The organism is Paucibacter sp. PLA-PC-4 (assembly GCF_026241155.1).
In the GTDB taxonomy this organism is placed as follows: Bacteria; Pseudomonadota; Gammaproteobacteria; order Burkholderiales; family Burkholderiaceae_C; genus Roseateles_E.
On the sequence record NZ_JAPFGP010000012.1, the window covers coordinates 1 to 13,243 of the forward strand.

A 13,243-nucleotide genomic window follows, 5' to 3' on the forward strand; every position below is an offset into this window, starting at 1 on the left:
TGGAGCGGCGGCTGCGCGACGCCCACATCGGCCGCTTCAAGCCGCTGGTCGACTTCGACTGGGCCTGGCCCAAGAGCATCGACCGCAGTGCCGTCGAAGAGCTGATGACCCTGGCCTTCGTCAAGGATGCCAGCAACGTCGTCCTGGTCGGCCCCAACGGGGTGGGCAAGACCATGTGCGCGTGCAACATCGGCTACCAGGCGGTGCTGGCCGGCTACACGGCGCTGTTCACCACGGCCGGGCAGTTGCTGGGCGAGCTGGCCGCCATCGACAGCGACTCGGGTCTGCGCCGCAAGCTGCGCCACTACGCCGCCCCAGACGTGTTGCTCATCGACGAGGTGGGCTACCTGTCGTACTCGAATCGGCACGCGGACCTGCTGTTCGAGCTGGTCAGTCGGCGCTACCAATGCAAGAGTACGGTGGTGACTACGAACCGAGCCTTCGTCGACTGGGGCGAGGTCTTCCCCAATGCCGCCTGCGTGGTCTCGTTGATCGACCGCTTGATGCACCGTGCCGAGGTGGTGCGCATCGACGGCCAGTCCTACCGCGCCAAAGAAGCCCAGGAGCGCGAGGCACAGCGCCTGGCCGAGCGAGCAGCCAAGTCCGCCAAGGCCAGCACCGCGCGATCACCCAAGCACCGCTCATGAGCAGACGTTCGCCATCATCCGCAGTGGCCTCTGGGATGGTGGTGCCAGCCCACTGGACGCCCGAGCAGGCACTCGCGGTCGCCGAATGCCTGCAGGCCATGCGCGAGGCGCTGTGGCTGCGCTACGGCCCGCAGATGCAGCAGGCCTGGCGCGAGCAAGTCATGCCCGCAGGCTCGCCGCCCGAGTTCGATCCTGACGCACCGTTCTGAGCGCTGCCACAGCGCTGCTCGGCAGCATCGGTCGCCCCAAACCCAACATCTGCCTATGCCGCCAGTGACATGCTGGCGTCTGCGATCAAATCCGACTCCTCACCAGCGTATAGAGTCGGATTTACACCAGCGGCAACATGGGCAATTGGGTTCGCTTCAAGGCGTTCCCCACGGGCGTGGGGATGAACCGCGTGGTGGATTCAGCTACGACGACGTCCCACTCGCGTTCCCCACGGGCGTGGGGATGAACCGTGATCACCAGGCGCATAGCCCGACCGAACCCGGCGTTCCCCACGGGCGTGGGGATGAACCAGGGCGCTTGCTCATCATGAGCCTCCATCCAAACGCGTTCCCCACGGGCGTGGGGATGAACCGGTGAACCGGTCGGTAATAGCGATTTAGCAGTCGCGTTCCCCACGGGCGTGGGGATGAACCGTCTCTAGTTGCGGTCGACCGAACTTCTCTAGGGCGTTCCCCACGGGCGTGGGGATGAACCGCCGGAGCACCGGCCCGGTCACTGGCTTCGGTCGCGTTCCCCACGGGCGTGGGGATGAACCGGGTCAATCGGGACAATGGATTCTTGGCCTGTAGCGTTCCCCACGGGCGTGGGGATGAACCGAACAAGTAGGCGTAGCTGCACCAGAAGTTAAGGCGTTCCCCACGGGCGTGGGGATGAACCGGAAGATGATCAGGTCCGACTCGCTCGGCGCCTGCGTTCCCCACGGGCGTGGGGATGAACCGTCATTCCTGCCTTGGGAGAAGACGCACAAGCTGCGTTCCCCACGGGCGTGGGGATGAACCGCGGCGCATCCGGCGATAGGTGCCGTTGTCTCGGCGTTCCCCACGGGCGTGGGGATGAACCGTCTCGCCTCTTCGACCTAGGCCTTGTCCTGCTGCGTTCCCCACGGGCGTGGGGATGAACCGCACGAGCACGTGTGGCGCGCCTGCTTCGAGATGCGTTCCCCACGGGCGTGGGGATGAACCGGAAACCGGCGGGCTGGCAGCGCAGCCGGTGGCGCGTTCCCCACGGGCGTGGGGATGAACCGACACCATGAGCGCAATCCACCTCGACAGCTTCGCGTTCCCCACGGGCGTGGGGATGAACCGGCTATCTGGATCGCTGAAGGCTGTCCCGAGCTGCGTTCCCCACGGGCGTGGGGATGAACCGGGCCGGGGTTCAGAACTCGAAATCGCTGGGTGGCGTTCCCCACGGGCGTGGGGATGAACCGACAACGGCACAGAAGCTGACCGAGGCTGACCTGCGTTCCCCACGGGCGTGGGGATGAACCGCCCGACACCACGCTGCTCTGGTCCACGGTCGAGCGTTCCCCACGGGCGTGGGGATGAACCGTAGACAGTGCGCACGGGGCTGTGCTGCGAGAGTGCGTTCCCCACGGGCGTGGGGATGAACCGGTCTGAGGCGTACTGAGACATGCACCGCCGACCGCGTTCCCCACGGGCGTGGGGATGAACCGGGCACGGGGCGGGCTTTGTGCATCACATGGCCGCGTTCCCCACGGGCGTGGGGATGAACCGGACTTGAACGCGCTGTATGCGGGCTACCAGAGGCGTTCCCCACGGGCGTGGGGATGAACCGGTATGGTATTTGCCGGTTGACTCCATCGGCGGGCGTTCCCCACGGGCGTGGGGATGAACCGTAAGCTTTGTCACGCCGGGTTACGAAGAGCAAGCGTTCCCCACGGGCGTGGGGATGAACCGTCACCGGCATCGGCCAGCGCGTTAAGGTTCTTGCGTTCCCCACGGGCGTGGGGATGAACCGTGATGGCCACAGTTCTTGTTTGCGATCAGGGCGCGTTCCCCACGGGCGTGGGGATGAACCGGTCAGCAGCGGTCCGAGCAGCAGCGGGTTCATTGCGTTCCCCACGGGCGTGGGGATGAACCGCCGTGGTCGGCAGCAAAGCGCATGCACTTCTTGCGTTCCCCACGGGCGTGGGGATGAACCGTCCAGCGAGCGAACGCGCCAAGATTGGCCGCTGCGTTCCCCACGGGCGTGGGGATGAACCGGCCATGTAGCGATCGCGCAGCGACAGCTCCTCGCGTTCCCCACGGGCGTGGGGATGAACCGATCTGTGCCTTGGGCACCGCGATGGTCATGATGCGTTCCCCACGGGCGTGGGGATGAACCGGGGCAGCTGGGGTTCTTTGATGTGCCCGAGCGGCGTTCCCCACGGGCGTGGGGATGAACCGACTGATGCGGTTGATGTGTTGTTTCGCGGGCCGCGTTCCCCACGGGCGTGGGGATGAACCGAACGTGGCCCCTGAGCGGGTCGCGGTGGCGTCGCGTTCCCCACGGGCGTGGGGATGAACCGACCCGACCGGCGTAACGGTTGAGACTGTGTTTGCGTTCCCCACGGGCGTGGGGATGAACCGCTCCTGGAGCGATGGGACGGCAGCGGCATCCCGCGTTCCCCACGGGCGTGGGGATGAACCGTACGATTCCGTCGCGCTCATGCGTCTTGATGTGCGGTCCCCACGGGCGTGGGGATGAACCGTATGCCGCCTTTTGGTGCGGCGCGCTAGTGCGGCGTTCCCCACGGGCGTGGGGATGAACCGTTGCGGGCCGGGTCGTTCTTCAGCAGTGCCAAGCGTTCCCCACGGGCGTGGGGATGAACCGCTAGAGCAGCAGGGCCGCATCGGGGATCATGTGCGTTCCCCACGGGCGTGGGGATGAACCGTAGGCAAAACTCTCGCAACCCTCATCAAAGGAGCGTTCCCCACGGGCGTGGGGATGAACCGAGCCAAGGCGCAGTCATCGGCGGCGTTGATGTGCGTTCCCCACGGGCGTGGGGATGAACCGCCTGCGCGTCGGTCGCAGGCCGACCCATCGATGCGTTCCCCACGGGCGTGGGGATGAACCGGCCTGGGCACACCCCAGCGTGCTAGAGCGGCGGCGTTCCCCACGGGCGTGGGGATGAACCGATGGAAAAACCGGATGGTCCGTTGATGACGCTGCGTTCCCCACGGGCGTGGGGATGAACCGCAGCCCTGGCCGCCCTACCGCTGCCAGTGCAGGCGTTCCCCACGGGCGTGGGGATGAACCGGCCGACTATCTCGGGAACATCGCGGTCACATAGCGTTCCCCACGGGCGTGGGGATGAACCGAGTATTGGTCAATCCGAAACGCTGGGGCCAAAGCGTTCCCCACGGGCGTGGGGATGAACCGCGATCGATGCCAGAGAACGGGTGCAGCGCGTGGCGTTCCCCACGGGCGTGGGGATGAACCGAGTTCATGCTCGCGCTGGCCAAGGCGCCGTTTGCGTTCCCCACGGGCGTGGGGATGAACCGTATGCGAGTCTTACTCACATTGCTTTTGTTGAGCGTTCCCCACGGGCGTGGGGATGAACCGTGCGCGCTGCTGGGCGGCCAGGCGCTCGGCTTGCGTTCCCCACGGGCGTGGGGATGAACCGGCAGAGAGGGCGGTCAACCGATACGTGCGCGCGCGTTCCCCACGGGCGTGGGGATGAACCGGCGGTGCCGTCTAGGTGCAGATCGATCTGGGCGCGTTCCCCACGGGCGTGGGGATGAACCGACGGACTGCCGGCGCGCCTGCGTGCTGCTTGCGCGTTCCCCACGGGCGTGGGGATGAACCGTACAGCCGCGGTACGCTGAGGTTGTCGCCGGTGCGTTCCCCACGGGCGTGGGGATGAACCGTCTTCGAGCCGGGCGCCCTCGGCAAGCCGGGCGCGTTCCCCACGGGCGTGGGGATGAACCGAGCATGGAGGATGTTGTCCTTTTCCGGGGATTGCGTTCCCCACGGGCGTGGGGATGAACCGGCCTGTAAGCCGGATCGGCCGGCCGCCATCACGCGTTCCCCACGAGCGTGGGGATGAACCGACACCATGGCGGCCGTTACGATCAAGCCCATCGCGTTCCCCTCAGGGGCATCCGGGACATGCACGCCCGGCGGGAGCAGCATCAGCGAACCCGCGGATTCAGCGCCAAGTATTGCAGCAGCGCGAAGGCGTCGTCGCCCCCGGTGATGCTTGCTCGCTGACTTCGATGCGCAGGTGCTCCTCATACAGGAGGCAGTCAAAGTACCACTGCACCGGGCGCATGTTGCCGCCGGCTCGATGTTGAGGGCGATCCAGGCAATGTGCGCGACAGCGCGGCGCTGACCCGGCCGCTCGAGCCCGCAGACGGCGCAGAGCTGCGGGCGCAACTTCCGGTGATCGTGCTGCAGTCCTGATCAGTCCTGGGCCAGATGGCCGCGCGCGATCGCCTGGGCCTCGTTCTCGAAGATGGCCATTGCGGTCAGCAAGCGCCGAAAGCCCAGCTTGCGGTAGAAAGGCTCCTTGCCCGGCACCGAGTAGAGAATGATCTTCTTGTGGCCCTGGGACAGGCTGACCAGGTGCTGCACGATCTCGCGCCCCAGGCCCAGGCCCTGGTGGCTGGGCAGCAGCGCGACATCGCAGACATAGGCGCAGTCGACCCCGTCTGCCAGCACCCGTCCGGCGCCAACAAGGCGACCGTCCTGCCGCACCAGGCAGCGGTAGCGGCTGTTGCTGAACGCCGTCTTCAAATCGGCGGCGTTCTTCGTGCCCAGCGGTGCGGCGCGGTACAACGCCGCCAGTTCTTCCCAGTCCAGCTCGTCGATGTTGTCGGACCATTGCAGTGACACGGCGGCTCCTTCTCGGTTATCAAGCTGGCGGCCAGCATATCGCCTGCGGGTTTCCTGTCCTGTATCAAGCTGCGCCGCGCGCATCGCCCTCACAGTGAGCGACAGGGGAGGGCGTCGTGCCCGTGGCCCCGCAAGGAGAGATGGATGAATACCAATGTCGGCGGCATTGATCGCGTGCTGCGCATCACTCTTGGTCTGGTCTTGATCGGCGCCACGCTCTACGGCGCCATCGGTCCCTGGGGCTGGATCGGCTTGTTGCCGCTGGCCACCGGCCTATTTCGGATCTGTCCGGCCTATCTGCCGTTTGGCCTGTCGACTTGCCCCCTGAAAGGCAGCAGCGGCAGTAACAACAAGCACTGAGGAGCTTGATCATGTCCACCGCAGCAAATGGCTATCGTCATCTGACCCAGCATGTCTCCGCCCAGCTGGCTGAGCTGAGGCAGAGCACGCCGGGTGTGATGCAGGCCTTCGGCGAGCTGGGTCGCGCGGCCATGGCCGAGGGTACGCTGGACAAGAAGACCAAGGAGCTGATCGCGCTCGCGCTGAGCGTGGCAGTGCGCTGCGACCCCTGCATCGGCTACCACACCCAGGCCCTGGTCAAGCTGGGCGCGACACGCCAGGAGCTCGACGAGACGCTGGGTGTGGCCACCTATATGGGCGGCGGACCCTCGCTGATGTACGCGGCCAGCGCGATCACCGCCTTCGAGGAATTCAGCGCCAAGGGCTAGGTCGGGTCAGGCCGCCAGCGCCTGCGCCTCCAGTTCCGTCTTCAACCCGGCCGGCAGCTTGAGCTGCTTGGCCAGCTCGTCCAGGTAGGCGCGCTCCATGAACGTGGTCTCGTCGACGACCAGCAGGCTGGCCAGGTACATCTCGGCTGCCAGCTCGGGCGTGGCGGCGGCCTGGGCCACTTCAACCGGGTCCAGCGGGCGGCGTAGCTCGGCCTCAAACCAGTGGCGCAGCGTGGGGTCGGCCTCCAGCCGATTCAGCTCGGCCTCGACCAGGCCGCGCTCGCGCTCGTCCAGATGGCCGTCGGACTTGGCCGCAGCAATCATGGCCTTGAGCATTGCGCGGCTGTGTTGCTCCTGCTCGGGCGCGGGCAGGCGGTCGACGGTACGCGCCGCAGCAGGTGGCACCGGCTGGCCCGCTGTCTGGCTCTGCTGCTGCGCCTGCCAATTGCTGTAGGCTTTGTAGGCCATCAGGCCCAGCGCTGCGATGCTGCCGTACTTCAGCGCTTTGCCGCCGTAGCTGCGGCCGCGCTTGCTGCCCAACAGCAGGCCAAGAGCCCCGCCGACCGCCGTGCCTGCACCGAACTGGCCCAGACCCTTGCCACCGAGGCTGCTGCCCAGATTGCCGAGTCCGCCGCCGGCCTTGCCGTCCAGCATCGCCAGACCGGATTTCAGCAGTTGTTCCAATGTCGACTGTGCGCTCATCGCTCGTCCTTGGTGAGGTGAAAGAAGAAAGAAATGGCTTGGCTCAGAACAGCAGCGCCACGATGAAGATGCCCACCATCATGAAGGCCAGCACGACCTTGGCCAGCAGCCCGGCCATCAAGCCCAGCCAGGTGGACAGGCCGACCGAAACGGCGCGTTGCTGGTCACGGCGCGCCAGGTATTCGCCAACGGCGGCGCCGACCAGGGGCATGAAGAGCACGCCGATCAAGCCCATGAACAGGCCTGCGACGGTGCCCAGCGCCGCGCCTACCAAGGCCTGGCGGCTTGCGCCGGCGCGCCGTGCCCCCATCAGGCCGGCCACATACTCAAGCACCCAGGCCAGCACAGCCAGCAGGCTGATCAGCGTCAGGCTCGGCCAGCCTACATGGGCGAAGTCGTCGATCCAGGCGCCTAGCACGATGCCGGCCAGCACCAGCACCGTCCCGGGCAGCGCCGGCAAGACAGTGCCGGCGAGGCCGACGACGATCAACACGACACTCAAAATCCACAACAGGGTGGGACTCACGCTGGCCGGCTCCGCAGTGTTTGAATTCTGCCAACTGGGGGCTTGGCGGCAGATTTCAAGCCGGTGCCAAGTCTTGTCAGCCGCCGCCCAGCGCCCGGTACAGCGCGACACGGTTGAGCTGTTCGTTCAGGCGCACCGAAACCAAGCCCTGGCGGGCCGCGTAGAGCGAGCGCTGCGCGTCGAGCAGCTCCAGATAGCTGCTGGCGCCACGCTGGTAGAGCGCGTCCGACAGCGCGAAGCGGCGCTCATTGGCAGCGGTGAGCGCTTGCTGGGCGTCAAGCTGCTCGGCCAGGCCGCCGCGCTCGGCCAGTGCATCGGCCACCTCGCGGAAGGCGGTCTGCACGGTCTTCTCATAGCCGACCACCGCGAGGTCGCGGTCGGCCTCGCTGAGCTGCAGCGCGGCGCGGCGCCGGCCGGCGTCGAAGATGGGCACATTGATTTGGGGCACAAAGCTCCAGACCCCGCTGCCGCCGCTGAACAGACCGCCCAGGCTGGCGCTTTGCGTGCCGGCGGACGCCGTCAGTGAGATGCTCGGGAAGAAGGCGGCACGGGCCGCGCCGATATCGGCTTCGGCCGCGCGCAGCAGGTGTTCCGCGGCGCGCACATCGGGGCGGCGCTGCAAGACCTCGGAGGGCAGACCGGCCGGCAGTGGCAGCAGCAGGCTGGTCGGCCCCTGCAGACTTCCCTCGGCCGGCAGCAGCTCGGCCGCCAGCGGGCCACCGACAAGCAGTTCCAGCGCGTTGCGGTCCTGGGTCACTTGGCTGGTGTAGCGAGCCACATCGACGCGGGCTGTCTCCACCGTGGTCCGGGCCTGGGCCAGCCCCAGCTCGGAGACGGCGCCCAGCGCCAGCGCGCGCTCGGTCAGGCGCAGCGATGCCTGCTGGCTTTGCAGGGTCTCGCGTGCCACCTTCAGGCGATCGGCGTCGGCTGCCAGGTTCAGCCAGGCGGACGCCACCTCGGCGATCAGGCTGATCTGGCTGCTGCGGCGATTTTCCTCGACGGCGAAGAAGCTCTGCAGCGCGGCCTCGCTGAGGTTGCGCACACGGCCGAAGAAGTCCAGCTCATAGCTGGCCAGGCCCAGGCGAACGCTGTACTGGCCGCTGGCCGGCTCGCCCTGGCGGGTGTTCGCGGCCGTAGCGTTGACGCTCGGAAAGCGGTCGGCGCGCTCGATGCGGTAGAGCGCGCGGGCGCGCTCGATGTTCAACACCGCGATGCGCAGGTCGCGGTTGTTGGCGAGGCTTTGGGCAATGGTCTGGCGCAGCCTCGGCTCGATGATGAACTCGCGCCAGTCGATCGTGGCCGACTCACCGGTGCCGAAGCTGGGCCAGTCGGGCAGCGCCGGCACGGGGCGCTGCGGCTCGGGCGCCAGGCTGGCGCAGCCCGCCAGCAGCAGGGCCGCAGTCATCAGGCTCAGATGCGTTCTCATGCCTGCACTCCGTGTCGAGCGCTGGCGCGCCGGGCGAAGAAGCCGCGTATGAGCACGTAGAAGATCGGGACGAAGAAGATGCCCAGCACCGTGGCGCTGGCCATGCCGCCGAGTACGCCGAAGCCGATTGAGCGCTGGCTGCCCGAGCCTGCACCGCTGGCCAGGGCCAGCGGCAGCACGCCGAACATAAAGGCCAGCGACGTCATCAGGATGGGACGCAGGCGTTGGCGTGCCGCCTTCAGCGTTGCCTCGATCAGGCCCATGCCCTGCTCCTGCAACGTCTTGGCGAACTCGACGATCAGGATCGCGTTCTTGGCCGACAGGCCCACCGTGGTCAGCAGCCCGACCTGGAAGTAGACATCGTTGTTCTGCCCGCCCAAGGTGCTGGCGATCAGCGCGCCCAGAATGCCCAGTGGCACGACCAGCATCACAGAGAAGGGCACCGACCAGCTCTCGTACAGCGCGGCGAGGCACAGAAACACGAACAGGATGGAGATCGCATACAGGGCCGGGGCCTGCGAGCCCGACAGCCGCTCCTGGTAGGAACGACCGGCCCATTCGAAGCCTATTCCCTCGGGCATCTCGCGCATGATGTCCTCGATGATGGCCATCGCGGTGCCCGAGCTCACGCCCGGTGCCGCGTCGCCGATCAGCTCATAGGCCGACATGCCGTTGAAGCGCTTGAGCTCGCGCGGTCCCGACTTCCAGCTCGCGCTGGCGAAGGCCGAGAACGGCACCATCTCGCCGGCGTTGTTGCGCACATACCAATGCTTGATGCTCTCTGGCTCCATGCGGTAGGCGGCATCGCCTTGGATGTAGACGCGCTTGACCCGGCCGCGGTCGATGAAGTCGTTGACATAGCTGCCGCCCATCGCGCTGGACAGCGTGTCATTGATCGCGGCAGTGGGAATACCCAGCGCGCCGGCCCGGCGGTCATCGATCTGGATATGGAACTGCGGGGTCTCACCCAGATTGTTGTTGCGCACACGTGAGAGCTCGGGGCGGGCATTGGCCAGCTCCAGGAACTTGTCGCGCGCGGCGGCCAGCGCGGCCGGGCCGAGGCCGCCCAGGTCTTGCAACTGGATTTCGAAGCCAGCATTGGCACCCAGGCCGCGCACCGCCGGTGGCAGCAGCAAAAAGACCTGGGCATCGCGCACCTGGCGTTGCAGATCATTGCTCATCCGGCGGGCCAGCTCAGCTGCGCTCTGGCCCGGGCCGCTTCGCTCGTCCCAGGGGCGCAGCCGGATGAAGCCCTGGCCCGTGCCCTGGTCACCGCCCTGACCGGTCACGAGGTTGTAGAACATGACATCTTTTTGCTGGGCCAGGTAGGTCTCGATGATGTCCATCGAGCCGCGCAGGCGCTCGGCCGTCGTGCCCGGCGGCGTGCGGACCTGGATCTGCAAGGTGCCTTGATCCTCTTCGGGAAGGAAGGAGGTTGGCAGGCGCTGGTAGAGCAGCGCGGCCGCGCCCAGCAGCAACGCGTAGACCAGCAGGCTGCGTCGCCCGCGCTTGAGCAGACCGCCGACGCCGCGCTCGTAGCGAGCGGCATTGCGATCAAAGAACCGGTTGAAACCGTCGAAAAAGCGGCCCAGCACCGGCCCGAGCAGGCCACCTGGATGGTGGTGCTCGCCCTTGGCCACTGGTTTGAGCAGGGTGGCGCATAGCGCCGGTGTCAGGGTCATCGCGACCAGCACTGACAGCAACATCGCCGAGACGATGGTGATTGAGAACTGGCGGTAGATCACGCCGGTCGAGCCGCCGAAGAAGGCCATCGGGATGAATACGGCGGACAACACCAGCGCGATACCCACCAGCGCGCCAGTGATCTCGCCCATCGACTGCCGCGTCGCCTCCAAAGGACTCAGGCCTTCCTCAGTCATCAGCCGCTCGACGTTCTCGACCACGACGATGGCGTCATCGACCAGCAGTCCGATCGCCAGCACCAGGCCGAACATCGTCAAGGTGTTGATCGAGTAACCGAAGGCCGCCAGGATGCCGAAGGTGCCCAGCAGCACCACCGGCACCGCGATCGCCGGGATCAGCGTTGCGCGCAGGTTCTGCATGAACAGATACATGATGGCCACGACCAGCACCATGGCCTCGATCAGGGTCTGGACCACGCCCTTGATCGACACTTCAACAAAAGGTGTGGTGTCAAAACTCACCACCGCCTTCACGCCTGCCGGGAAGAAGGGCTGCAGCTCCGCCAGCTTGGCGCGGATCGCGTCGGCCGTCTGTAGCGCATTGGCGCCTGTGGCCAGGAAGATCACCATGCCGGCTGCGGTCTTGCCGGCCAGGCGGGCGCGCGTCGTGTAGCTCTCGCTGCCCAGCTCGACGCGGGCCACATCGCCGATACGCACGACGGCGCCGTCGCTGCCGGCCTTCAGCACCACGTTCTGGAACTGCTCCACCGTCTGCAGCTTGCTGCGCGCGGTGATCGTGGCGTTGAGCTGCTGGCCGGGCGGGGCTGGCAACGCACCGATCTGGCCGGCCGAGACCTCGGTGTTCTGTGCGATCAGCGCGGCCCGGACGTCCGAAGGCATCAGCGCGTACTGGTTGAGCCGCGCCGGATCCAGCCAGATGCGCATCGCATAGCCTGTGCCCTGGATGCTGACGTCGCCGACGCCGTCGATGCGGCTGATCACGTCTTGTAGACCGCTGCTGATGTAGTCGCCCAGATCGGTGGCGCTGAGCCGTCCGTCCTCCGAGACCAGGGAGACGACCATCAGCAGATCGGTGCCGGCCTTGGTCACCGAGACGCCGCGGTCCTGCACCGACTGCGGCAGCTGCGACAGTGCTTGCTGCAGCTTGTTCTGCACCTGCATCTGGGCCACATCGGGGTCGGTGCCCGCCTCGAAGCTCAGGCGCACGCTGGCCGAGCCCGAGCTACTGCTGCTGGACTCCATCGCGACCAGCCGGTCCAGTCCCTTGAGGCGCTGCTCGATGATCTGCGTTACCGAGTCCTCGATGGTCTGGGCCGAGGCGCCGGTATAGCTGGCATTGATCGAGATGCGCGTCGGCGCGATATCGGGATATTGCTCCAGGGGCAGCAGATGGATGGACAGGGCGCCCGCCAGCATGATGACGATGGCGATGACCCAGGCGAAGATCGGGCGGTCAATGAAAAAGCGTGCCATGGTGCTGCCGCGCTCAGCTGCGTGCTGCGGAGGCCGCAGCCGGAGCGCTGGCGCCCGGTTCGATCGGCAGCGGTCTTACCGAGGCACCGACCTTGGCGCGTTGCAGGCCGTCGATGATGATCCGCTCACCGGCCTTCAGCCCGGCGGTGACCTGCCAGCGGTTGCCGACCGCCCGGTCCACCGTGACGGTGCGGCGCTCGACGATGTCGTTAGCGCCGACCACCAGGGCCGAGGCTTCACCATTGGGCGCGCGGGCAATGCCTTGCTGCGGCACCAAGATCGCCTGCTCCTTGACGCCGGTCTGCACCAGCGCGCGCACATACATGCCGGGCATCAGCAGGCCCTCGGGATTGGGAACTAGCGCGCGCAGCGTGACGGCGCCGGTACTGCGGTTGACCGTAACGCCGCTGAATTGCAGGCGGCCGGCGTGGGGATAGGCGCTGCCGTCCTCCAGCAGCAGCCGGATTGGCGCTTCACCTGCCTTGTCTGGGGCCTGCTGACTGCCGTCAGCCAGCTCGCGCTTGAGGCGCAGCAGTTCGCTGCTGGACTGGACGATGTCGACGTACAGGGGGTCGAGCTGCTGCACCGTGGTCAGCGCCTCGGCCTGATTGGCAGTCAGCAGCGAGCCCGGGGTGACGCTGGAGAGTTCGACGCGGCCGGCGATCGGCGCGGTGATGCGGGTACGCTCCAGATTGATGCGTGCGCTCTGTAGCGCGGCGCGGGCCACGGCCAGCTCCGCCTCAGCCTGTTGCAGCGCAGCTTGGCTGTCGTCGCTGAGCTGCTGGCTCAGGGCGCCGAGCTTGGCCAGCTCGCTATTGCGCTGAGCGGTGACGCGGGTCGAGTTCAGGCTGGCCTCGGCTTTGGCCTGAGTGGCCTGGGCGCTGGCGACGGCGGCCTGGTAGCTGGCCGGGTCGATCTGGTAAAGCGGCTGGCCGGCCTTGACCGTCGCGCCCTCCTCGAACAAGCGGCGCTGCAGGATGCCGCCGACCTGGGGCCGGATCTCGGCAGTCTGGCGCGCGTTGGTGCGCCCCGGCAGCTCGGTGCTGAAGACATGGCGCTGCGCCTGAACCTGGTGCACGCCCACCTGGGGCGGGGGCGGTGCCGCGGCGGGCTTGTCGTTCTTGCCACAGCCGACGAGCAGCATCAGGGCGGCAATCGCGGTCGCGCTGCCAGCACGGACCAGGAGGGCGGAAGGCTTCATGGATTCTCTGCAATAGGCGGTGCGTTGA

At 67.1% G+C, this 13,243-nt stretch carries 10 protein-coding genes and 1 CRISPR repeat array; of the genes, 4 read left to right on the forward strand and 6 right to left on the reverse strand.

Features of this window, described 5'->3' with window-relative positions; genetic code table 11:
• Both OOZ63_RS18105 and OOZ63_RS18110 read left to right on the forward strand, forming a co-directional pair.
• Positions 1–647 (forward strand): ATP-binding protein (locus tag OOZ63_RS18105; RefSeq protein ID WP_266007001.1); only part of this gene is annotated, 647 nt, incomplete at its 5' end.
• Complete coding sequence (locus OOZ63_RS18110; protein WP_266007003.1) at positions 644–856, forward strand: hypothetical protein; 213 nt, start codon at positions 644–646, stop codon at positions 854–856. The genes OOZ63_RS18105 and OOZ63_RS18110, both read left to right, overlap by 4 nt.
• A 161-nt stretch (positions 857–1,017) precedes the next feature.
• Positions 1,018–4,711: direct repeats of the CRISPR family, unit length 29 nt; unit sequence GCGTTCCCCACGGGCGTGGGGATGAACCG.
• Between the two features lie 352 nt (positions 4,712–5,063).
• Here the strand turns inward: OOZ63_RS18110 and OOZ63_RS18115 are convergent.
• On the reverse strand, positions 5,064–5,495 hold the full coding sequence (locus tag OOZ63_RS18115) for a GNAT family N-acetyltransferase (protein WP_266007004.1): 432 nt from the start codon (positions 5,493–5,495) through the stop codon (positions 5,064–5,066).
• A 144-nt stretch (positions 5,496–5,639) separates the two neighbouring features.
• On the opposite strand from OOZ63_RS18115, the gene OOZ63_RS18120 reads away from it, so the two are divergent.
• Both OOZ63_RS18120 and OOZ63_RS18125 read left to right on the forward strand, forming a co-directional pair.
• Entirely contained in the window at positions 5,640–5,855 is a 216-nt protein-coding gene (locus OOZ63_RS18120) for a DUF2892 domain-containing protein (protein ID WP_266007005.1), read from the forward strand.
• 11 nt (positions 5,856–5,866) lie between these two features.
• Positions 5,867–6,223: a carboxymuconolactone decarboxylase family protein gene (locus OOZ63_RS18125; protein ID WP_266007006.1), complete on the forward strand. Its 357-nt coding sequence runs from the start codon at positions 5,867–5,869 to the stop codon at positions 6,221–6,223.
• A gap of 6 nt (positions 6,224–6,229) precedes the next feature.
• Here OOZ63_RS18125 and OOZ63_RS18130 read toward each other — a convergent pair whose 3' ends face one another.
• The 5 genes from OOZ63_RS18130 to OOZ63_RS18150 all read right to left on the reverse strand — a co-directional run bounded on the left by OOZ63_RS18130 (position 6,230) and on the right by OOZ63_RS18150 (position 13,215).
• A complete protein-coding gene (locus OOZ63_RS18130; RefSeq protein ID WP_266007007.1) occupies positions 6,230–6,925 on the reverse strand; it encodes a tellurite resistance TerB family protein in 696 nt (231 codons plus the stop codon).
• Positions 6,926–6,968: 43 nt separating this feature from the next.
• A complete protein-coding gene (locus OOZ63_RS18135) occupies positions 6,969–7,451 on the reverse strand; it encodes a DUF456 domain-containing protein (protein WP_266007008.1) in 483 nt (160 codons plus the stop codon).
• Between the two features lie 76 nt (positions 7,452–7,527).
• Entirely contained in the window at positions 7,528–8,877 is a 1,350-nt protein-coding gene (locus OOZ63_RS18140; RefSeq protein WP_266007009.1) for an efflux transporter outer membrane subunit, read from the reverse strand.
• The gene (locus tag OOZ63_RS18145; RefSeq protein WP_266007010.1) at positions 8,874–12,014 is read right to left on the reverse strand and encodes an efflux RND transporter permease subunit; all 3,141 of its coding nucleotides are present in this window, start codon (positions 12,012–12,014) and stop codon (positions 8,874–8,876) included. The genes OOZ63_RS18140 and OOZ63_RS18145 overlap by 4 nt, the downstream gene beginning before the upstream one ends.
• Before the next feature lie 13 nt (positions 12,015–12,027).
• Complete coding sequence (locus tag OOZ63_RS18150; RefSeq protein WP_266007011.1) at positions 12,028–13,215, reverse strand: efflux RND transporter periplasmic adaptor subunit; 1,188 nt, start codon at positions 13,213–13,215, stop codon at positions 12,028–12,030.
• Positions 13,216–13,243: the final 28 nt, after the last annotated feature.

Excerpts from the sequence above, each read along its gene's own strand:
- OOZ63_RS18110 (WP_266007003.1), top strand. The coding sequence starts at position 644 with ATGAGCAGACGTTCGCCATCATCCGCAGTGGCCTCTGGGATGGTGGTG.
- OOZ63_RS18120 (WP_266007005.1), top strand. The coding sequence starts at position 5,640 with ATGAATACCAATGTCGGCGGCATTGATCGCGTGCTGCGCATCACTCTT.
- OOZ63_RS18125 (WP_266007006.1), top strand. The coding sequence starts at position 5,867 with ATGTCCACCGCAGCAAATGGCTATCGTCATCTGACCCAGCATGTCTCC.
- OOZ63_RS18130 (WP_266007007.1), bottom strand. The coding sequence starts at position 6,925 with ATGAGCGCACAGTCGACATTGGAACAACTGCTGAAATCCGGTCTGGCG.
- OOZ63_RS18140 (WP_266007009.1), bottom strand. The coding sequence starts at position 8,877 with ATGAGAACGCATCTGAGCCTGATGACTGCGGCCCTGCTGCTGGCGGGC.
- OOZ63_RS18145 (WP_266007010.1), bottom strand. The coding sequence starts at position 12,014 with ATGGCACGCTTTTTCATTGACCGCCCGATCTTCGCCTGGGTCATCGCC.
- OOZ63_RS18150 (WP_266007011.1), bottom strand. The coding sequence starts at position 13,215 with ATGAAGCCTTCCGCCCTCCTGGTCCGTGCTGGCAGCGCGACCGCGATT.